At 37.1% G+C, this 20,971-nt stretch carries 23 protein-coding genes, 1 other RNA gene, 1 pseudogene and 1 riboswitch; of the genes and pseudogenes, 9 read left to right on the top strand and 16 right to left on the bottom strand.

What is annotated here, in order from left to right; genetic code table 11:
* Positions 1–6: 6 nt before the first annotated feature.
* Entirely contained in the window at positions 7–840 is an 834-nt protein-coding gene (locus tag FN924_RS09345) for an alpha/beta fold hydrolase (RefSeq protein ID WP_143893865.1), read from the bottom strand.
* A gap of 214 nt (positions 841–1,054) precedes the next feature.
* Here FN924_RS09345 and FN924_RS09340 point away from each other — a divergent pair, with 214 nt between their 5' ends.
* From FN924_RS09340 to FN924_RS09320, 5 genes are all read left to right on the top strand, one after another.
* Positions 1,055–1,789 carry a phosphatase PAP2 family protein gene (locus FN924_RS09340; RefSeq protein ID WP_143893863.1) on the top strand — a complete coding sequence of 245 codons (735 nt, stop codon included), beginning with the start codon at positions 1,055–1,057 and terminating at the stop codon, positions 1,787–1,789.
* A 16-nt stretch (positions 1,790–1,805) separates the two neighbouring features.
* Complete coding sequence (locus tag FN924_RS09335; protein WP_143893861.1) at positions 1,806–2,720, top strand: metallophosphoesterase; 915 nt, start codon at positions 1,806–1,808, stop codon at positions 2,718–2,720.
* Positions 2,721–3,418: 698 nt separating this feature from the next.
* Entirely contained in the window at positions 3,419–4,534 is a 1,116-nt protein-coding gene (locus FN924_RS09330) for an AI-2E family transporter (RefSeq protein WP_143893859.1), read from the top strand.
* A 195-nt stretch (positions 4,535–4,729) separates the two neighbouring features.
* Entirely contained in the window at positions 4,730–5,542 is an 813-nt protein-coding gene (locus FN924_RS09325; protein WP_194709708.1) for a ZIP family metal transporter, read from the top strand.
* Between the two features lie 163 nt (positions 5,543–5,705).
* Complete coding sequence (locus FN924_RS09320) at positions 5,706–6,179, top strand: DinB family protein (RefSeq protein ID WP_143893855.1); 474 nt, start codon at positions 5,706–5,708, stop codon at positions 6,177–6,179.
* Positions 6,180–6,217: 38 nt separating this feature from the next.
* Here FN924_RS09320 and FN924_RS09315 read toward each other — a convergent pair whose 3' ends face one another.
* The 3 genes from FN924_RS09315 to mutM form a co-directional block, all read right to left on the bottom strand.
* Positions 6,218–6,799, bottom strand: a complete 582-nt coding sequence (locus tag FN924_RS09315) for a cell wall hydrolase (protein ID WP_143893853.1) — start codon at positions 6,797–6,799, stop codon at positions 6,218–6,220.
* A 613-nt stretch (positions 6,800–7,412) separates the two neighbouring features.
* Complete coding sequence (locus FN924_RS09310) at positions 7,413–8,249, bottom strand: deoxyribonuclease IV (protein WP_143893851.1); 837 nt, start codon at positions 8,247–8,249, stop codon at positions 7,413–7,415.
* A 12-nt stretch (positions 8,250–8,261) separates the two neighbouring features.
* The gene (mutM, locus tag FN924_RS09305; protein ID WP_143893849.1) at positions 8,262–9,065 is read right to left on the bottom strand and encodes a bifunctional DNA-formamidopyrimidine glycosylase/DNA-(apurinic or apyrimidinic site) lyase; all 804 of its coding nucleotides are present in this window, start codon (positions 9,063–9,065) and stop codon (positions 8,262–8,264) included.
* Positions 9,066–9,242: 177 nt separating this feature from the next.
* Between mutM and FN924_RS09300 the strand changes: the two genes are divergently transcribed.
* Positions 9,243–10,058, top strand: a complete 816-nt coding sequence (locus tag FN924_RS09300; protein WP_143893848.1) for an ATP-grasp domain-containing protein — start codon at positions 9,243–9,245, stop codon at positions 10,056–10,058.
* A gap of 33 nt (positions 10,059–10,091) precedes the next feature.
* On the opposite strand, the gene FN924_RS09295 is transcribed toward FN924_RS09300, so the two are convergent.
* The 4 genes from FN924_RS09295 to FN924_RS09280 form a co-directional block, all read right to left on the bottom strand.
* The gene (locus FN924_RS09295) at positions 10,092–10,583 is read right to left on the bottom strand and encodes a hypothetical protein (RefSeq protein WP_143893846.1); all 492 of its coding nucleotides are present in this window, start codon (positions 10,581–10,583) and stop codon (positions 10,092–10,094) included.
* 43 nt (positions 10,584–10,626) lie between these two features.
* Complete coding sequence (locus FN924_RS09290; RefSeq protein ID WP_143893843.1) at positions 10,627–10,809, bottom strand: hypothetical protein; 183 nt, start codon at positions 10,807–10,809, stop codon at positions 10,627–10,629.
* A gap of 17 nt (positions 10,810–10,826) precedes the next feature.
* Positions 10,827–11,525 carry an NAD(P)H-dependent oxidoreductase gene (locus FN924_RS09285; RefSeq protein WP_143893841.1) on the bottom strand — a complete coding sequence of 233 codons (699 nt, stop codon included), beginning with the start codon at positions 11,523–11,525 and terminating at the stop codon, positions 10,827–10,829.
* A gap of 333 nt (positions 11,526–11,858) precedes the next feature.
* Positions 11,859–12,713, bottom strand: coding sequence for a CvfB family protein (locus FN924_RS09280; protein WP_143893839.1), 855 nt, complete (start codon positions 12,711–12,713; stop codon positions 11,859–11,861).
* 81 nt (positions 12,714–12,794) lie between these two features.
* Here FN924_RS09280 and FN924_RS09275 point away from each other — a divergent pair, with 81 nt between their 5' ends.
* Positions 12,795–13,274 carry a YaiI/YqxD family protein gene (locus FN924_RS09275; RefSeq protein WP_143893837.1) on the top strand — a complete coding sequence of 160 codons (480 nt, stop codon included), beginning with the start codon at positions 12,795–12,797 and terminating at the stop codon, positions 13,272–13,274.
* Positions 13,275–13,362: 88 nt separating this feature from the next.
* A riboswitch (Lysine riboswitch) is annotated at positions 13,363–13,544 on the top strand.
* 145 nt (positions 13,545–13,689) lie between these two features.
* The gene (gene dapA, locus FN924_RS09270) at positions 13,690–14,577 is read left to right on the top strand and encodes a 4-hydroxy-tetrahydrodipicolinate synthase (RefSeq protein WP_143893835.1); all 888 of its coding nucleotides are present in this window, start codon (positions 13,690–13,692) and stop codon (positions 14,575–14,577) included.
* A 66-nt stretch (positions 14,578–14,643) separates the two neighbouring features.
* On the opposite strand, the pseudogene FN924_RS09265 reads toward dapA, so the two are convergent.
* Together FN924_RS09265 and FN924_RS09260 are read right to left on the bottom strand one after the other, a co-directional pair.
* Positions 14,644–16,003 (bottom strand): annotated as a pseudogene (locus tag FN924_RS09265) (IS3 family transposase).
* A gap of 89 nt (positions 16,004–16,092) precedes the next feature.
* Complete coding sequence (locus FN924_RS09260) at positions 16,093–17,004, bottom strand: phosphatidate cytidylyltransferase (protein ID WP_143893833.1); 912 nt, start codon at positions 17,002–17,004, stop codon at positions 16,093–16,095.
* A gap of 93 nt (positions 17,005–17,097) precedes the next feature.
* Here FN924_RS09260 and FN924_RS09255 point away from each other — a divergent pair, with 93 nt between their 5' ends.
* Positions 17,098–17,655, top strand: coding sequence for a hypothetical protein (locus tag FN924_RS09255; protein ID WP_143893831.1), 558 nt, complete (start codon positions 17,098–17,100; stop codon positions 17,653–17,655).
* Here FN924_RS09255 and FN924_RS19865 read toward each other — a convergent pair.
* The 6 genes from FN924_RS19865 to ssrS all read right to left on the bottom strand — a co-directional run bounded on the left by FN924_RS19865 (position 17,652) and on the right by ssrS (position 20,921).
* Entirely contained in the window at positions 17,652–17,759 is a 108-nt protein-coding gene (locus FN924_RS19865) for a DUF3949 domain-containing protein (RefSeq protein ID WP_267129014.1), read from the bottom strand. The genes FN924_RS09255 and FN924_RS19865 overlap by 4 nt on opposite strands.
* Before the next feature lie 251 nt (positions 17,760–18,010).
* Positions 18,011–18,262 carry a sporulation protein gene (locus tag FN924_RS09245; protein WP_143893829.1) on the bottom strand — a complete coding sequence of 84 codons (252 nt, stop codon included), beginning with the start codon at positions 18,260–18,262 and terminating at the stop codon, positions 18,011–18,013.
* A 46-nt stretch (positions 18,263–18,308) separates the two neighbouring features.
* Entirely contained in the window at positions 18,309–18,845 is a 537-nt protein-coding gene (locus FN924_RS09240; RefSeq protein ID WP_143893827.1) for a helix-turn-helix domain-containing protein, read from the bottom strand.
* A 15-nt stretch (positions 18,846–18,860) separates the two neighbouring features.
* A complete protein-coding gene (locus tag FN924_RS09235; protein ID WP_143893825.1) occupies positions 18,861–19,643 on the bottom strand; it encodes a YhfC family intramembrane metalloprotease in 783 nt (260 codons plus the stop codon).
* Complete coding sequence (locus FN924_RS09230) at positions 19,633–20,601, bottom strand: alpha/beta hydrolase family protein (RefSeq protein WP_143893823.1); 969 nt, start codon at positions 20,599–20,601, stop codon at positions 19,633–19,635. The genes FN924_RS09235 and FN924_RS09230 overlap by 11 nt, the downstream gene beginning before the upstream one ends.
* A 129-nt stretch (positions 20,602–20,730) precedes the next feature.
* A non-coding RNA gene (gene ssrS / locus FN924_RS09225) (6S RNA) lies at positions 20,731–20,921 on the bottom strand.
* Positions 20,922–20,971: the final 50 nt, after the last annotated feature.

Below are 20,971 nucleotides of genomic sequence, written 5' to 3'. Positions count from 1 at the left end.
ACTTTTTTATACTGACCGTTGATTCATGTGAGTCAAAATGTTTTCAAATATTGGTTCCGGTCTTTCTTCCGTTATGAGGTGTCCCGTCTTTTTGTAGGTGATGAGCTGGGCATCTGGTAAATCTTGAACTAAACGTTGTCCAACTTGAACAGGTACTACTCGATCCTCCTCTCCCCATATTAATAAGGTAGGGATTTTTATGTCCTGTAATTGATGAGGGAGTAGATCTCCTTCTCGATGGCGCATAAGTCGAATTAATGATTTATAAAAGCCCTTTTCTAATAATGGTCGTCCGAATTCAGTAATCATGTCCTCATCAATTAAGGTCTGGTTATAAAAAACATCTTTCAAATAATCTTTCACTTCCTTTCTTCGAACATAGTAATAGACTATTTTTTCAAAGAAAGGTAAATAAGAGCTAGCGATTAAGAATCTTTGGGATCGTTTTAAGTAACCGGAACTACATAATAAAACTAACTTTTTAATTTTTTTCGGGTCCATTAACGCCATATTTAAAGCAATTTGTCCACCCATCGAATGAGCTATGATATAGGCATTCGTTACATTAAATGTTTCGAGACATTTCATCATCAAAGTTGCGTAGTTTTGAAAGCTGTAAATGAAAGACGTTGATTTTTCACTTTTCCCAAAGCCGGGTAGGTCGATTGCAACAATAGAAAACTGTTCTCGTAATAAAGGGATAATTCGACGAAACGTATAAGTCGAAGACGCAAATCCATGAATAAGAAAAACGGTTGGTTTCTCACTTAACGCATATTCACAATATAGCTTAATACCTGCAATTTCTATGTATGTTTGGTTTAATTCCTCTGTTGACATCGCCCATCACCTCAACTGTATAACTGAGTTATATTATGTACCAGTTATTTTTGGGTGATGTAAGTGTAATATTTTTTTAATACTTTTTTTAAATAAGAAAAGGAAAAAATACGAAGGTGAAAACCTAGGAACCAATTGGGTTTATTTGCCGAATACGTAAATCGCAAACAGCCATACTATTACTATTTCCATTAGCAACTATGGGAGTGATGTCATGATTAAGGAAAAAATGAAAAAAACTGGATTCCCTCTTATAATAGTTCTTATTGGACTAGTATTAATTAGCGGATTCACATACCTTTTCGTTGAAATAGGAGATGGATTACTGGAGGAAGAAGTTAGAAGATTTGATACGGTCTTAATCGAAGCACTCAAAACGATAGAAACAGATGTATTAGACTTTATTATGCTGATCATAACGGAGCTTGGCTCTGTTTGGTTTTTAACTACATGTTCAATTATAGTTATCCTCCTACTTTGGTTTAGAGGAAAAGATAATTTCGGAATAATGGCATTTTTAATTGCGATTGCTGGTGGTGGGATCATTACTCGTGTTCTGAAAGAATTTTATGGACGAGGCAGACCTACGATCAATCCCGAAATCGATGCGGTTGGATTTAGTTTCCCTAGTGGTCATAGTATGGGCTCACTAATATTTTATGGGTTCATGATTTATTTTTTATTAAAAAGTCGTATTTCGAAGCAATTTAAAACTATTTTATCCTTCTTCTCTAGTTGTCTAATCATTCTGATCGGATTTAGCCGTATTTATTTGGGTGCCCACTTTCCGAGTGACGTAATAGCGGGTTATTTAGCTGGTACTGTTTGGATGTTGATATGTATCATAGCGCTAGAATGGGTCGAGTGGCAGACCCAATATCACATTCAGCCTTTCCGAGCAGTTCGAGCATTCTTTATTCAAAAATTCCATGTAAAGTCTAATAAGTAAATGGAGTTTGATATAAGTGAAGCGACATCTTAAAAGACTAAGTATGATTTTAGTCTTTTCTATAGTGACTTTGACTATTTGGGGCTTATCAGAGCCTTACTTTTTAAAAGTTGAAAAACAAAAAGCATACATTCCTGAATTACCGAGTGTTTGGGAACATGAAACTATTGCAGTATTAGGAGATTTTCAGATTGGTATGTGGTTAGCGAACAGGAAGACAGTTGAAAAATCTATAGAGAAAGTGATAGAACTTCAACCTGGAGCTGTCATATTACTAGGAGATTTTCTATATCATCCAGAAATAAATGAGGATGGATCCATTAGAACAGTAATGGATGTTCTCAAACCACTCTTATCATCCGACATCCCTATATTTACCGTACTAGGTAATCATGATTATGGAATGGATAACATTGAGGATATACCGAATTCTTCCATTATGAACGACTTAAAGAAAGAGCTTGAGAAAAACGGTGTAAGAGTACTTCAAAATGAGACGATTGCTCTACAAAACGATAGTGACGGAGTAACAGTTGGGCGTCCTTCTCCTCAATCTTTATATTTAGCTGGAATCGGTGCTAGTTGGCCCAATAATGCACAGCCTGAAAAAGTATTACATCAAATGAGCGATTCATTACCTAGAATTGTCGTGATGCATAATCCAGACGCTTATGAAGACATTCCTTCGCTTCTAGCACCTTTGGCTATAGCAGGACATACACACGGAAGTCAAATAGAGATTCCTCTGCTGTCAACATGGTTATATAATACGGTTTTAGAAGATGGAAAGGTACATGCTTCCGGTTGGATTACTGATTTTGGTCAAGAAGGAAATCGATTATACGTCAACCGTGGCATCGGATTCAGCAATCTGCCCATCCGAATAAATTGTCCTCCAGAGCTAACCATATTTGAACTATTAAGCAAATAACAAAAGCCCACGAGTGTGGGCTTGTCCTCTTTATGCTGATCAACGATTCACCGATTCATTTCTTGCTGGTAAAGGGACATATCGCTTGTTATTTAGTTTTGCACTTCTAGAAAAGGCGTACGTTCCAATAGAAAGACACGCAAATAACAATCCAACCTTCTTCACTTTTATCCCTACTTTCCGAAAGCTTTACAATTATAATACCTTACTTTCCCTCTATCACCTATATGTTTGTAAGATAATTTACAATTTTTATAGGAATAAAACAAGCCCTTAACAAAAATATGAATCGATTGGACTATTTGGATATCATAGACAACTGGCAAGCAGTGGACTCAATTAGAAATGCTATTGGGAAAGAAAAGTCAATCTCTCTCCAGCTTGATAACTATAAAAAGGATGGAACCGGATTTTGGAATGAACTCTCTATCGATGTCATGTAGGTGGAAGAAGAAAAGAAAAAGTTTTTTCTAGGGGTTCAAAAAATGCTACATCTGAAAAAGAATGTCCATGAATAGAAGCATTGGAGGGACGAAGTTTTTATAGCCACTAATTGTCCCTGTGCGGGAAAAAAGGTGGCTAATAAGTCACCTTTCTATTCTATTAATAGATAGGAAACAGGAGTTTTATTGTTCGTTCCTAAACATGTTTGATATAATCAACCTCAAGCGGAATAAATTGTAAAAGAGGTATCGTCAATGGACAAAAAAAGATTTCAGTACTGGACTATTCAAATTCTACTAATTTTAACGGTTCTATTTGTAGCGACAAAGCTATCGTTTTTATTTCAACCTATAGGGATATTTATCACTACTCTCTTTTTCCCTATACTAATTACTACCTTTTTATATTTATTACTCAATCCAATTGTTAATTTTATTCAAAAACGGATAAAGCTCCCCCGGGTGTTGGCAATTATCGTCCTATACCTCCTGTCTATTGGATTGATAGCTCTTTTAATCGGAAACTTCGTGCCAACCATTACCAAGCAGTTTTCAGCACTAGCGAACGATTTACCTGGTTACGCCAGAAGTGCATTTGATTATTTTGAAAATTTATCTCAATCTGAAACATTTCAAGAGTTCCTGGATGAGCAGGAAGACTTAATTGCGAACGCTCAACAAAAGCTCGTCGATTTTGCAAACACGCTACCCGAGATCATAACTGGAAGCTTTCAAAACGTGCTGAGCATCGTAACCAATATCGCCATCATTATTGCAACAGTCCCACTACTTCTATTTTATATGTTCAAGGATGGTCACAAATTTCCAAACGCAGTTGCTAAGTTTATTCCTGATTCCTATAGAGAAGAAGGACTTACGATTTTAAAAGAAACGAGCAGAACGCTTTCTGCATATATTCAAGGTCAAGTTACGGTTGGTCTCTTTGTGGGAATTTTATCCTTAATCGGATACCTCATTATCGATCTGCCATATGCATTTGTATTAGCCGTTACCGTTGCCTTTACTAATATTATCCCTTACATTGGACCACTAATCGGTGGTGCTCCAGCAGTGATTGTTGCATTGTTTGATTCACCGACAAAAGCATTATTTGTGTTAATCATATTAGTTGTAGCACAACAAATAGAAGGGAATTTCCTTTCCCCTCTTATCCTAGGCAAAAGTCTCGACACGCATCCAGCAACAATTATTATCTTATTACTCGCTGCGGGTAATTTGGCCGGTGTGCTTGGAATGATTTTAGCTGTTCCGACCTATGCTACGGTAAAAACCATCGTGCTGAATATTCGAAAGTTCCTAATTGCAAGGAAAGAAGCAAAACAAAGAACAGAACCAGAAATGAGTAGCTAGATATAGGTAATAAAAATCCCTTATGATTTTTGTCATAAGGGATTTTTTATTTGCACCATAAGTACAATTAATTGACCAATTATTTCACTAGGTATAAACTATTTGCCTATAGGAAACATTTTCTAATAAATTGCATAGGCTAAAACTGCGTCTTTATAAAAAATAGGAAGATTGATGGGAAGGGAGATACACCTTATGAACGAATTCCTTGAACTATCTCCATTATGGCAAGCACTTATTGTAACGTTATTTACTTGGGGAATGACAGCACTCGGAGCAGCAATTGTGTTCGCAACGAAAGGATTTAATCAAAAATTATTGGATGGTATGTTGGGATTCGCTGGCGGTGTAATGATTGCTGCAAGCTTCTGGTCCCTACTTTCTCCAGCGTTGGATATGGCCGAAGGAAATGGGTATCCAGCTTGGATACCTGCTGCAGTAGGCTTTTTGCTCGGTGGTATGTTTCTGTGGGGAATTGATAAGATTCTTCCCCACTTACACCCCAATACACCAACTTCCAAAGCGGAAGGGATTCATAACTCACAAAAACGTAGAAGTACACTACTCGTATTAGCAATTACGCTTCACAATATACCTGAAGGACTCGCTATCGGAGTTGCTTTCGGAGCAGTAGCCGCCGGCTTTGATTCTGCATCATTAACAGGAGCGATTGCACTTGGAATTGGAATAGGAATACAAAACTTCCCAGAAGGAGTTGCGGTATCCCTTCCACTTCGAAGAGATGGGATGTCCAGACGCCGTAGCTTTATGTATGGTCAATTCTCCGGAATGGTAGAGCCAATAGCTGCTATAATCGGGGTTCTTGCTGTCACTTTTGTACAGCCGTTACTCCCTTATGCACTTAGCTTTGCTGCTGGTGCTATGATTTTTGTTGTAGCGGAAGAAGTTATACCTGGATCACAAGAAAAAGGAAATAGTGATCTAGCCTCGATGAGTCTAATGTTTGGATTCACGATTATGATGATTTTAGATGTGGCATTAGGATAATCAGAGATTGAAGCGCATTCTAAAAAGAGTGCGCTTTTTACATTTCAAGCAAAATATCATCCTCTTTTTCAGTATTTAGGTATAATGAGGAAAAAGTACCACCTCTCCATTTAACTCTTTCCTTCTAGTTGGTGGTGTTTTTATTGTTAAGGGGGTTAAAATTATGATATCATCTCTTGAAATTTATAAAAAACAACGTATGTATAGTTGGAATAAGGAAGGTTGGTTTGTACCACTTTCTCTTTCTTTAGAAGGATTGGGTGCTACAGATGCTGCTTGGAAACCACCCCAAGGCGGTAACACAATCTGGCAAATGGTCAATCATATGAACTATTGGAATGAACGAATACTGCTCGGACTAAATGGAAAATCGTATGTGTCCAACCTACCAAATGAAGATACGTTTGGTGATCCCGGACACGCAGAAGACACTTCAGGATGGTCAGATACATTAAAAAGGACGCATCGCATCGCCAATGAAATTGAAAAAATGCTAGACGAACTGACAGAGGAAGAACTACAAGTCCTACCTGTATATAAAGACTTATCTGAATGGATGATGCACGATGCTTATCATACAGGACAGATTGTGTTACTCCGAAAGCTTCAAGGATCCTGGCCAATGAAGCGCGGATAAAAGCATACAGAAAAAGGAGAGCATTAGCTCTCCTTTTGTTATCTAGTAAATGTGTGATTTCCTATTTTAATAGTAACAGGTCTTGATTTTATCCATGCACTTTGTGCAGTTTTCGGATTATAAAAGTATAAGGATCCACTTCCCATACCTCTAAATGCAAGTGCCTCCGAAACAGCCTTCTTTGCAGATACAGAAGCAGGCTGGTTAATTTGACCATTTTTCACTGGTGTAAAAGCATAGTACCCAGCAGATTTTTCGTAAATAACATCTTTAATATTATTTGGGAATTTAGAGTTGTCCACACGGTTTAGTACAACTGTAGCCACTGCAACTTTTCCTGCATAAGGCTCTCCTACTGCTTCAGCTTGTACAAGCCGTGCAAGTAAGTCCTTTTCAGAAGCAGAAATAGTGGATGGAATGGTAAGTGTATCTCCAATATTCAATTGGGAGCTATAATGATTATTAAGTTGTTGAAGATCCTCAACAGAAACTCCATATCTCATCCCAATTTTCCATAGCGTATCTCCACTTTGAACTGTATATGAACTAGCAGCTTCTGAAGTTGAGGTAAAGGACAGAAGCGATAAAGATAAAACAAATCCTACTAGAATTTTTTTCATATCTATGAACCCTCCTGTTATAGCAATCTCGGAACATTTACAAGATTAACAGGTTCATAGAAAGGATTCATTAGCCAAATAAAACCATTGACAGTACAGTGATATAGCAATGCCATGGTTCAACAAGGTTTTTTGTCCTACATTACAATCTTATTACACAGCTTTACTTTCATTTTTCCTACTAATTTATTCCTAAAAACCAAAAACATGGAGTTTCAATACGTCTAGTCCATAGAAAAAACCTTCCGAAAGAAAGGTTCTCTTATATTTGCCTATACTGCTAAATTTCAATCCAGTCATCTTACGATACATGCTACAATCCTAAGTTATGACAGATTTGAATTAATAATCTATTTATCTATCTCAAAAAGGCATTTGATTAATCTCAAATATATAATGATACCAATAACTGATACTAAAAATACCTAGAAGGCTTCTGTTATGAATCAATCTGAGCGTGCCTATCTCGTCCAATTACTTTACAATAAGGCACCACTAATAAAAGAAGTCGTATTAAAATATCGGGTGAAACAAGCTGAATATTATCACTGGCTCTACTTTAAGGAATCCGTAAATGATTATATAAGGAAAAGCCCTCCTGCATTGGAGGGCTTTATATGTTTAACCACGTTTTCACTTGACTTATCTCTTCCAGCTTTGTGACACCAAACTCATCTGGTGTTTCCAATATAAACGGAAAGTCCTCTTCCCAATCTGTTTGAAAAATGGAGGCAAGCTGTCTCTTTTGTATATACCCGTGATCTAGAATATTGGCGTGACGATCTCTGCCCGAACCAGTATTGTACATGGAATTATTAAAATGGATGGCACATAGATCAGCAACGTATCCTAATTGTTCAGCTTCTCGCCATAACTCCATCCAATTATCCCCTGTCCACAATCCACTAGCAAATGCATGGCATGTATCCAAACAAAATCCTATCTTCTCAGGAAAATCCGTTAACCGTCTAATTTGAACTAGTTCTTCAAGGGTCGTACCCATAGCGCCTAATTTACTTGCATTGTTCTCAATCAGAAGCTTACATGTCCCATCCCAGTCCACCAAAGTTTGGTTCAACGTATCAATTATTTGTCTATAGGTGTCAAGTGGATCTTTACCACGTTCATTTTTACCAAAATGAACGACAACCCCAAGGGACCCACAGGCGTCTGAGATTTCTAAGTCACTTCGCAAAGACTCTATAACTTTCTTCTGCTTCTCCCCGACAGCCGTTAAATCGGTTGGGTAAGGAGAATGCGAAATGGATATGAGACCGTTCTCCTCACAAAACTGTTTACAGCTGGTTGTGTCTTCTTCCGGAGCCTTCTTTACGGATAAGCCACGTGGGTTTTTCGGGAAGTATTGGAAAGCATCGGCGTTCATGTTTTGTGCTTTTTGTGCTGCTCCAAGATACCCATCTCGAATGCTAACATGACACCCTAACTTCATGAAATCCCTCCTTTAGTATTGACAGTTTGAACAATAGAAAGTTTTACGAGACGAGATTTCACTTCTTCGAATAGGGTGACTGCACCGAGGACAAGCCTCGCCCTCCTGCTTATAAACATGAAAGTGCGGCAAATATCCCCCAGTTATCCGATCATCCTTCATAAACTTCTCGTTCATATAACCCCCGAGTTTAATCGCTTTAGGTAGAATGGTTCGAATTGCCCCAAAAATGTTTGTCATCTCGATTTTAGTTAGTTCGTTTACACTTCTAGTTGGTAACACTTGCGCTTGCCAACAAATTTCATCTGAATATCGATTACCGATACCGGAAAGAAATTGTTGATCAACTAGTGCAGTCTTAAGTTTTCCTCTTTTTCTATGCATTTTTTCTATAAACATGTCTAATGAAAAGTTATCACTTAACGGTTCTGGACCTAAATTTTCTAAAGCTTGTACCATCTCAGATTCAGTTAAAATATGAAGATAGCCTAGTCGTAAGCCAATAAAATGTAAATGATGATGACCAAAGGATAAACGTACTTGTACAGTGCGATCTGGTCCTTCTAATCCATAAAACATCCATCCCCCTAGCATAAGATGTAACAGGAGTACATCTCCACTTGAAAGATGAAGTACTAAATGTTTCGCTTTACGTTCTATGTCAGTAACCTGTTGAGACACTACCCGCTTTTCAAAAGCGGAAACGGAAACGTTGATTGATTTTTCTCTTAGTATTTTCACTTCTGTAATCGTCTTTTCTTTAATGGTTTGCTCTAATAGTTGCTTGTAATGTTCCATTTCAGGGAGTTCAGGCATGTAAACCACCTTTCTTTTCCCTATTATTATGTACAAGTGTAGATTTTTCTATTTTCAAGTATAAAAATCTGAAACCTCTGTCTACAAGGCAAATACAATGAAAAAATTATCTTGACCTTTCTCTTCTGGCAGACTATAATTTTCTCGTTTCTTACATTTATAAAGGAGCGGTAAACCATGAATTTAGTTTCCTTTAATCCGTTACGTACCCTTGGCATACCAGGGATCACATATATTAAACCAGATCACAGTTTTAAAGAGATGAAAACGTTAAAAGCTGCAGATTGTTTACTATTTCCTGAAACCTGGCAAACAAGTTTTTTAGCATACGGTGTAAAAAAACCTATCTTTCCAAGTATTGAAACGATACAATTAGGCTTTAGTAAAATTGAAATGACTCGTGCCTTAATGACTGTCTGTCCAGAACATGTCCCTTACACGGAAATATTAGCGAATACAGAGTCCAATCGTACTTCCGTTTTAGAAACATTCCCATTTCCATTCGTAGCAAAAGAAGTCAGAAATTCGATGGGACGAGGTGTATTTTTAATCCAATCCGAACAGGACTTCATTGACTATGCGGACAAAGTAGATGTGTTATATGTGCAAGAGTATTTAGAGAACGATGATCGAGATTTACGTGTAGTAGTTGTCGGAGATGAAATCATTACAGCGTATTGGAGAATGGGTACAAGTGGAGCTTTTCTTCACAACGTCTCTCAAGGTGGCGATATCTGCTTTGATTTTATCCCTCAAGAAGCGTTAGATCTCGTTGAAAACGTAGCGAGAGAATTAAATATCAATCACGCTGGCTTTGACGTATTATTTTCGAATGGGAAAGCTTATATCCTTGAATTCAACGTTTTGTTTGGAAATCAAGGCATTATAGAACGGGGTATTTCTGTGGAATCTAAAATTTATGAATATCTTCTTCGTAGCGTGGTACCACCATATCCAACAAGCCCTGTCACACCATTGAAAGGGATCTCTTAACTGGAAAAAGCTTGGATATCCAAGCTTTTTTGTTTATCTTATTTTCCCATTATATTTTGGATATATCGTAATAATCCTATACATTAATAAAAGAAAGAAAAGGATAAAAATAATTTCAGCTAAGGAATAATCTAATGCTAGAGGTTCCAACAGGACATGATACATGATAATAGGTATGGTTAAGGAATACGTCGTGACCTTCCAAATGTATGGATAAGCTAGCTTTCGATTTAGCATAAATACTAACAATAAGGATAATGCCGCAAGCAAGGAAATACCTATAATAGTAGCAAAGATAAATAGTAAAGGGTATGAAACAATGAGATTTAATATATAAATTTCTTTCGGCATTCCTATATGCTTGTCCATCTTAACAATTGCTGATATCATATCTGGAACCTGCAAAATAAACATAACAATAAACACATATGCAATGGTGTTTCGCATGCTTACCCGATTTAGTTGAAATAATGCATCTTTTCGAGGTAATAACAAGCTATTTTTTAGAATAAAGAAAAACTGCATTCCATTTAACCGCTCCTTTTACAGCCAAGTACTTTCCAAGATGTCACTCGCCCCATCTTCTTGGACTCCATATGGTACCTTCCATTTCATTTTCCATTTGGTAGATTCGACGCTGCTGTTCTTTTAACATATCTTGCGTAGCTTTAATCAAAACACGGTGATTATAATCATTCGTCCGTTCAAACACTTTCTGTAATTCGTTTAAAATCCATTCATCCTGCTCCATTTTATCATTCCTTTCTCTTAGGGGTGCTGTATTTGGTCAAGAACCATTTTTAAATCATGAATCGTCATTTGATTTTCTTCCAAAATGTGAATGGCATGTCTTATCACATTCTGGTCATCTGATTCATGGATTTGAAGGAAACTTCGTTCTAGTTTATTTACTAACCATCTCTCTCTCACGGTTAGACTCTCTCCATTTTCCATCGTCAATTTTTGCCAATATCGAATGAGCATGTCCATTTTTTGCTCGTCCTCCATATAAGCAAATTGAAAAATATCTAGTGATGGGAGGTATTCCATCCCCGTTTTATGTGCTAGTGCCTGAAATGGTTTAGTTAATTCACTAATGGTAAAGTGTTCACTTCCACCTGCTTGGTATTCTCTTTCGGAAACGCCGATCATTAATACTAAGCCAAATTCCTTCCCCTTTAACATCGTGCTGCTTGGTCCGTGGGTCACTCCCTCTTCTAACACCACGTCCTGCCAGTGCTTCAAAAGAGGAGGAGAGCTATACCAATAAAAAGGAAACTGGAAAATAATTCGATCATGCTCTTTGAGCAATCGCTGCTCCTCCGTAGGATTAATATTGCCATTTGGATAAATCGTTTCTAAATGACGAACAGTTACTTCTTCAACGTCTTTGATTGAATTTAAAAAATATTGCTGACTATAGGATTCAATAATGTCTGGATGAGATACAATTAAGAGCGTTCGCATCCATAAGCCCCCTCGCTATACCAATATAAGTTGTAGTATATCCGATTGTTTAACTACGATTAATGATGAGACAAGCTTCTTCTTCTTGTTACATAGTTTTCAAAACCTCTTATAATTACCTTATTTTAAAACAAGAAGAATAAAAAGAATAGCAATTGCTCTTACTATTCTTCATATAACCGTCATTTAATAGATGCTGACAAAAGTGATCTAATCACCGTTTATTTGCAAATCTTTCACTTTTTTAGTGATTTTAATCCAATTGCATTATGGGAAAACCATTCACCTACTACTATAAAAAAGAGTAGACGCTTGCCTACCCTCTCGAAGTGTCTATTCCTTTATATATGTCTTACCATCCTTCTGTTCTATTTTCCCTTCTTTCATGAGCTTGCCTAAAGCTCTTTTAAACGCCGCCTTACTAATTTGAAATGTCTTTTTAATGTCCTCTGGATCACTCTTATCCCCAAAATTCATCATTCCATCATGTTTCTGTAAATAGTTTACGATCATTTCCGCGTCATCTACCATTCCTACTTGCTTCAGTGGAAGTAGAGATACATTTATTGTCCCGTCTTTCTTGACATCTATTACTCGCCCTTCAAGCCATTCTCCTAGTCTGGGTTCCTTCTTACGTTCTGTATGGTGAATAAAACCTCTATACCCTTCTTCCGTAAGAATAACTGCCCCTTCTTTACTGGAACGGTAGACCCTTCCTTTCACAGGATGGTTCAAGATGCTTTCTGGAGCCATCTCCCATTCCCCATCAAAGACACCTTCTGTAAGAGGAATGGCGAGCATCCGTCCTTTTTTATCAAAGTCTAGTGTCACATAAAGCATATCTCCTACCTTCGGCCAAACTCTTTCTACCATAGGCAAATTATCCGACGAAACTAATATTTCTTTAGCGATTCCAATGTTTACGAAGACGCCTAAATCCTTCACAACTTCGACTACTTCTGCCCAATCGTATGTATCTGTTCTTACACTAGGAATAACCGTAGTCGCTACAACTTGGCCCTTCTTATCTTGATATAAAAATACTTGGATCTCTTCATCGACTTCGAGCGGTTTTTCCACCTCTTTGTGATGTAAGAGCACCTCTTGCTCCAAACCTCCTAATACGTAGCCTGTATCAATTTTTCGAATTACGGTTAAGTTTTGAATCGTTCCAGCCTTTGTTTTCACTTCTTTTCCTCATTCCTTTGGTTCTAATTATCCTGTACATGTATAATGATAAAAAACTCTTCCTTTGGAAAGGAGTTCTTTATGAACATTTTTGTAGATGCGGACGCTTGTCCTGTTAAAGATATCATTGAACAAGAAGCCGTGCCATTTAATATCCCCGTCACCTTTGTAAAAAGTTATGCGCATTACTCCCCACAAAAGGATAGTGCGACATCGAATACTATTTATGTAGATACCGGGGCAGATTCTGTTGATTATCGAATCATGTTACTAGCAAAGTCCAATGACATTATCATTACTCAAGATTATGGGTTAGCATCTCTCGCATTAGCAAAACAATGCACGGTACTCCATCATAAGGGATTTATCTATTCTAACACTACCATAGATCAGCTGTTAGATTCTAGACATGCCCAAGCTAAGCTTCGAAAAAGTGGGAAACGTACAAAAGGTCCTAAGGCGTTTACAGATGAGGACCGTGAAACATTTCGACATGTATTTATAACTGTCTTAGAAAAAAAGACAAACAAACATCCTACGAGAAGAGAGAATGAAATGTAATATTTTCTTGCGATGCCATTGCAAAGGTCCTATAAGTCTGGTACAGTTGGAGTACAAATAAATATGCTTTACTTCAATAAACCTTTGAAGTGAGGATAGAGGTGCATTGACCAAGAGTAGGCAACATGAGGAGAATGAGCTCCGTTGAACGTCGCTGAAAGGGGAATTTGCCGAAGTGAATAGAAGCTCATCATTCTATTTGCTGGTTCTGTATTAAATAAATACAGAGCTGTCATATAGCTAGTCGCTATATGGAGGGCTATCTCACGCATCATAATGTGGATATAAGTGATGCAGCAACGAGAGCCTTCGTTGGTGCTTTTTTGCTTGTTTACAGTCTTTACGTTGTGATGAGATACCCTCTATTCATCGGTAGTCGTAAGGTGCTTGAAAATATGAATAGAGGTGATGGAACATGAATTTTGGTCAGGTTATAACAGCAATGGTAACTCCATTTGACCAAGATGGAAGTGTGGATTATGGAAAAACGGAAACGTTAGTCAATCATTTAATCGCAAACGGATCGGATGCGATTGTGGTGGCAGGAACAACTGGAGAATCTCCTACTTTGACTACAGAGGAAAAGATATCACTCATTCAATTTGTAGTGAAAGTAGCCAAAAACCGGGTGCCTGTTATTGCAGGAACTGGGTCCAATAATACGTATGCATCCATTGAGTTAACAAAGCAAGCGGAAATTATGGGTGTTGATGGTGTCATGCTTGTTACCCCATACTACAACAAACCTTCCCAAGAAGGAATGTATCAGCATTTTAAAGCAATTGCGGAAGCTACTTCTCTTCCTGTCATGCTATACAATATTCCAGGAAGAAGTGCTGTAGGCTTAGATCCGCAAACGATTATTCGACTATCCTATACGGAGAATATCGTATGTGTGAAAGAAGCAAGCGGAAACTTAGATGCAATGACAGAAATTATAAGAGAAACGGATAACTCTTTCCATTTATACAGTGGTGACGACGGTTTAACACTTCCCGTTCTCTCCATTGGAGGAACAGGAATTATTTCCGTGTCATCCCATATCATCGGAAACGAAATGAAAGATATGATTCAACGCTTTTTTGCAGGAGATGTTCAGACGGCAGCTAAAATCCATCAACATATACTTCCAGTGATGAAAGCATTGTTTATGGCACCTAACCCAACAGCGGTTAAAGAGGCCCTGAATCTTTCTGGAATAGATGTTGGCTCCGTTAGACTACCATTAATTCCACTAAATGCTAGAGAAAAACAATTGCTGCAACAAACGTTGCACTTTTTAACTAGTTATAGTGTAAGTTAAATAATCAATACAAAACGCTCTGAAAATAATTTGAAGTGACCCCAAAAAGTTAGACAGATAATTTTATTAAGCAGCTTGTTGGGCAAGAGTTCGGAATTGTACTGGACTCTTGCCTTTTAATTTTGTCTTAATACGTTTGTTGTTATAGTAATTCATGTATTCTTCAAGTTCTTGTTTAAAATGATCAATGCTATCAAATTCATTGAGGTATAGAAATTCAGATTTCATAATTCCAAAGAAATTCTCTATCACTGCGTTGTCATAACAGTTTCCCTTACGTGACATACTTTGTGTTATCCCTTGCTCCTTTAAGGCGTGGCGATACTGCCTCATTTGGTAATGCCATCCTTGATCTGAGTGAAGAATTAACTTATCTTTATCTGTTAATCGTTCAAAAGACTTCTCTAACATGAAACAAGTGAGTATGTAGGTCTTGAACCAATCGTGTAAGTAATAATTTCACCATTAAATAAATCAAGAATAGGAGATAGGTAGAGTTTCTCCCCAAATAATTTAAACTCAGTAATATCTGTTACCCATTTTTCATTTGGCTTTTCTGCCTTGAAGTTACGGTCCAATATGTTTGGTGCTGTCTTACCTACTTTCCCTTTATAAGAACGATATTTCTTCATACGAACCATACTTTTCAAACCTAATCCCTTCATGATTCGTTGAACTTTTTTATGATTAACTTTGTACCCACGGTTCACAAGCTCATCTCGAATACGACGATAACCATATCGTCCTTTGTGTTCATAATAAATTTCTTTTATAAGTATTTTTAGTTCTGCATCTTTATCTGGACGATCTAATTGTTTAACGAAGTAGTAGTACGTACTACGTGGTACATCTGCCAACGTTATAAGTGCTTTCACCGAGAAGTCATTCCTTAGTTCATAGACTATTTTCGCTTTGTCTTGTTTGGTGATTTTTCCTTGTTTTGAACTAAGGTGTTCAACTTTTTTAGATACTCATTCTCCATTCGTAGCTGTTTTACTTCAGCTTTGAGAGCTTCAATAGAATTATCAGTTGGTACTTGTTTTTGTGTATCTCTCTTATTTTCTTTTTTCATGAGTGTACGCCCCTTTTTCTTCGGTTTAAGGGCGTCTACTCCTCCTTTTTCATAAAGGATCCTCCATTTTCTAATCATACCTGGAGAGGAGATTTTAAAAATCGCGGCTGTTTCATTAGGTGACGTCCCATGCTCAATCATATAGTTAAGCACTTTTAGTTTAAACTGTTCTGAATAACTTGCATAGGATTTCTTTAATAATCCCTCTAAACCATGAAGATTATATTGTGCCACCCAGTTCATTATCACACTTGAAGACGTCCCCAGTGATTCTCCAATAGAATGATAACTCTCATTACCTTCTAAATATCTTTGAACTGCATTTAATTTATTTTCTTGAGTAAATTTAGCCATAAAAAACTGCACCTCCAATTGTTGAGTGTCTAACAATTGGGGTGCAGTTCAAATTCGGAGCGTCTTTTTATATCTTGTTAAGTCTCTTTCTACATAAATTCAAAATAGTACCTAGTAATATGAAAGAATATAGGTGCGGTATAGGCAAGACTATCAATTCGAGTTAAATAACTTTCTGCATGATTATCCAGCTTAGCTGTGTCCCCTATTAACAAATCTCTTCTTAATACAGAAACGGTTAAGATTCCGAAGAAGCCAGCAATGCTAATAATAATTCCTGACAAGATACCATATAAAAGATTAAATGGTGTTAAGTAATGGAACAATCCGTACGATACTAGAGCAGTGACAACTAATCCTGCAAGAAACCCTTCCCATGTAACATGTTGGTTAGCAGAGGGAATAATCTTTCTCTTACCTAGATATACCGATACAAGATGCTGAACAACGTCATTGACTTGTGTTAATACGATTAAAAAAAGAACAAGATTCGATCCATACGTTGGCGATGCAATTTGATAGTATGCCAAATGACTCAAGCCGAAAACCATGAGCATTAATCCCCATTGGGTGGAGCTTACCGATCGCAAAAATCCTACCGTCCCCTTCCCTAATAACCTCGGGATGGGGAGTAATAAGAAAACATACACGGGTATAAATACAATAAACATTCCGTACCAGCCAATAGCAATCCAATAAAACTGGATAGGAATCGCTAAATATGCCCAGAGAAATATTCTTCGGTCGCCTTTTCTAGTCTTTATCAAGGAAAAATATTCTTTTAAAGAAAAGAAACATAAAATCATTAAAGAAAGTATCGTAATAAACGGGTTAAACAAGATCGCAATACAAAAGATAAAGAACATTCCCCACCACGTTTTGATTCGTTGAGAGATTGTTCGATGATCATTCCTCGAGTTTTTCATTAAAATAGTAAACACAACGTGTGCAAGGAACAATACTAAAAAAATAATAATTAAAATGACATGACGTTCCAACATAATTTTTTCGCTCCATCAGTAGGATATAGTAAATTCTTCCTGTATAATTACAGGATAAGGGAGTTTGATACTTTTTAAAAGAGGGAAATCAAAATGACGGAAGAAAAATCGTTTGTATATATTTTGCTTACAGATACAGGAACGTTATTCACTTCGTTAATAAAACGATACACAAAAGCTCCATATAATCATGCTTCGATTTCCTTTAATAAGGAATTAACCGACATGTATAGCTTTGGGAGAAAAAAGCCTAACAACCCCTTAACAGGAGGATTTGTAAAAGAGGATGTAATGACAGGTACTTATAGCAAGTTTCCAGAGACCACTTGCGTCATTTATCAGCTAGAGGTAACCACTCGGCAAGTCGACAAAATGAGAAGGGTGTTAGATGTCTTTATTCGTAACGGAGAAAAATTTATTTATAATATACTTGGTGTACTAGGCGTTTCGATCAATGAACCAATTGAATTTAGTAACTCTTACTTCTGTTCCCAATTTGTAGCAGAAATATTAAACCGATCAGGTATTCGATTATGGGATAAACTACCGGCTCTCATTACACCTGAAGACTTTCGGCAATGTAAACAACTCGAACTCATATACGAAGGAAACCTGTTCGAGTTCGAGCCAATCAAGAAGCATTTTCATTAATTTTTATGCTTTAATTTACAAATGAGTTGCGCAATAAGAATAGATGGTATATTCAATACGTTTCCATGCACATTAAAATGTCCTACTTCTTCCTGAAAGGACATCTTTTCATAATATTCTTCCTGGCTTGTATTTTTTCGTTCCTTTCTTCTTTTCCCCCGACAATATACGTGTATGGAATGGGAATCATGATAAATACATTATAAACCCAAAATGCCTAAAAGAAATAAAGCATACTCATCCTTATCCCCTCTATTCCTATTGACGAAGAAATAGAAATGAAATGGTTTTACATTTTTTAGTTATTAGCTTTACTTTACTTACTAAAAAGAAGCGCAATTAGCGCTTCTTTTTGTTAATATAATATTTCAAACACTCGATTCAATTGATAACTTCTTTCAAAATCTCCTGATTCACTAGCATGATTCATTTCTTTACTAATAATTTCACGAAGTATTCGAGACTGCTCTTCCGTCAGATTGCGAACGAATAATTCCTCGCTAGAGTAACCATGCTCCATCATGTTTTGATCAATGTCATAAACAGCCTGATGTGATTCTGTGTAGTTAGATAAAACCTCATGTAAGTACTGTAAGTTTTGATCCACGCTGAACACCCCCTATGCATAGGATGTTACGTTTTCTATACAATATTCACGAGGAATGATCCGTTGTGACGATGGTGGACAAAGTTCTTTTTTTGCGGCCTTCTCCTGGATTATTATCGATTAGTGTTCGAAGAGCAGCTCCCATTGTTTGTAGGAACGAAACATATTCATCGTCCGTTGCATAAAAAGAAGCTTGCCGGTATCCAGCCATGTCTTTTACTAAATCTGCATCTACCTGATTCATATACCGCTCAAAATCCGTTAAAACAGTCACCATATATTTCATAAACATGGCCATGTGCTCCTCTTTACTTACATGTTTCATATCCTTCGGTCCGACATGGATTGCCTCATTGTGAATGCCGTACACCTTTTCGACTGTTCCACGTACTTGATGCTCTTCCAACACGTGAATAATGTTTCCTTCTACTAATTTCTTTAAATGGCGATAGAAGGATGCTTGTGGAATATCTGGTAATCGTTGCTGCATCTGTTGTACGGTCAATCCAGTACCGTTTATTAAGGATTGAACGATCCTCATCCGAACAGGATGTAACAACAAATCGGCTTTTGACTCTTTCAACCCGGTCACCTCTTTTTAGGTTAAATCATGAAATGCTGTTTTTAAACGCTTTATACCAAAGTAGAAAGCCACACCGATTAATAATAAATATATCTCTAAAAGCCAAAGATTCGTTATCACCCCTGCTTGGTATAGTGCTGGTGCAAAATCTACAAATGCGTGAATCGCAATCGCGTACAGGACAAATCTAAATCCTTTATGAACCCCATAGAGGACGAGCAGACTGAGTGCTATATGCATCAGCAATGCAGGGATACGTTCTATGCCACCTAACATGAAATCAAAAAAGCTAGTATTCACAACCTGATCCTTAATCGTTTTTAGATTATCAGCCGTCACCCCTGCACCAACCAGATTATCCAATTGGCCGGAATTAATCATGGTAGCAATGACAAAGCTATTGATTGCCCCTAACCCTGCAATCAATAATGCTTCAAACCCACCATGCCCAAAACCTAAAGAGAGTCCATCTTTAAAGGAATGATGATTTTTAAGAAGCCATTTAAATCCCAGATAGCGCCCTATCTCTTCAAATACACCTGCTGCTAAACCACCATACAACATAAATACATAAGGATTATTAGTCCATTTTAATGCGGTTCCGCTCGAATCTAATACAGCCACATGTAGAATTTTTTCTAAAATTTGCGAGAATAAAAAGAAAATGAGAATACCAATTCCAATTGCCTTCCAGGACACATAATTTTTCTTTTTTAAGTAAATAAAAAGTGCAACTACAAATCCTACTACAATTAGAGCCTGTAAGATGATTCCTGCAAATTGAACACTACTTACCATGAGCTACCTCTCCCTCTAATTGGTAACCTACCCATTTTTTTAAGAGGACTTGAGCTTCTGGATGAATGTCCTTATTTGCATTTGCTATGTAATCCTTTTTAAAGTTAGATACATCAATTGGTTTCTTGTATTCCTTCATAGAATGATCCATGTCCTCAATCGTATGAATGTCTACTGGTCCTTGCACATATTCAGGAAGCCGCTCCAACTTAGAAGCATCTGCTTGAAAATCTTTATCCCCTGTAATGGCAAGTACTGGACACTTCACCTTCTTCAAATCTTCAAATAAGTCGTAAGCTAAATGCTCCCGCATCCATTTTGCGGGAAACTTAAAGAATCCTTGAATTCGGATAAAATCCGTGTTAGATGCTTTAATTTTTTCCATGAGCTCCTTGTTTTTCTTTTCGTCTTTTTCTATGACATGTAACCACTTAATGAGTTTCCCCTTAAATCCTTTACTTTGTTGGAGTTGCTCTAACGCCAACCTTCGTTGACGATTTAATGCTTCTTCTAGCTTCTCACCGCCTCCAGCCAGTAAAATCATTCCAGCAAACGGTTTGCGAGCATAAAGCGCAGGGGCAAGGGTACTACCTTCACTATGTCCTAAAACAAAAATAGTATCGGAATCAATCTTAGATTGTGTATGTAGATAGTCTAACGCAACTTCTGCGTCATCCACCAAATCCCAAAATCCTGTACGAATATGTTCCCCTTCACTTTTACCAACACCACGCTTATCATATCTTAATGTTATAAAGCCAAGATTCGAGAAAAAAGTTGCAAGCTGTTTATATAAATGTAGTTCTAATTTCCCCTTAGGGTCATTTCCATCACGGTTGAGTGTGCCTGTTCCAGGTATGATTAACAAAGCAGGATACTTCTCCTTTGTTTGGTCTGGATATGTTAATGTCCCTTCTAGCTTTGTTTGGCTGTAAACCTGAACTATTTGTTCAATCATGGTTTTCTTCCTTTCCGGAAATATTATCATTATTAATAATGATAATATAGTTTAAATGTCTCATATATGCAATCTTTTTTAAAAAGAAAAACCAGCCCTTGTAAAGGACTGGTGTTTATGACTAATTATAGACAGGCCACAATTGCCGTAACATGTATGAAGAAAGTTTTAAACGACCACTTATCTAAGTGGGTGTTCGCAAAACCATATTCTGACGTCCTCTACGCAATGAAGGCTTGTCATCTATGACTTGATGTAAAACTCCCTATATCCGTATAAAGGTTAAAACTTTACTAACATTACGAGCATCGCAGCTTGTACTCTTATCTTACTCCTTTCCTATGTGAAACTCAAGAGGAAAATTCCACCA

It is taken from the genome of Radiobacillus deserti (assembly GCF_007301515.1).
Taxonomy (GTDB): domain Bacteria; phylum Bacillota; class Bacilli; order Bacillales; family Amphibacillaceae; genus Radiobacillus; species Radiobacillus deserti.
This window is presented reverse-complemented; position numbering and strand designations above follow the sequence as displayed.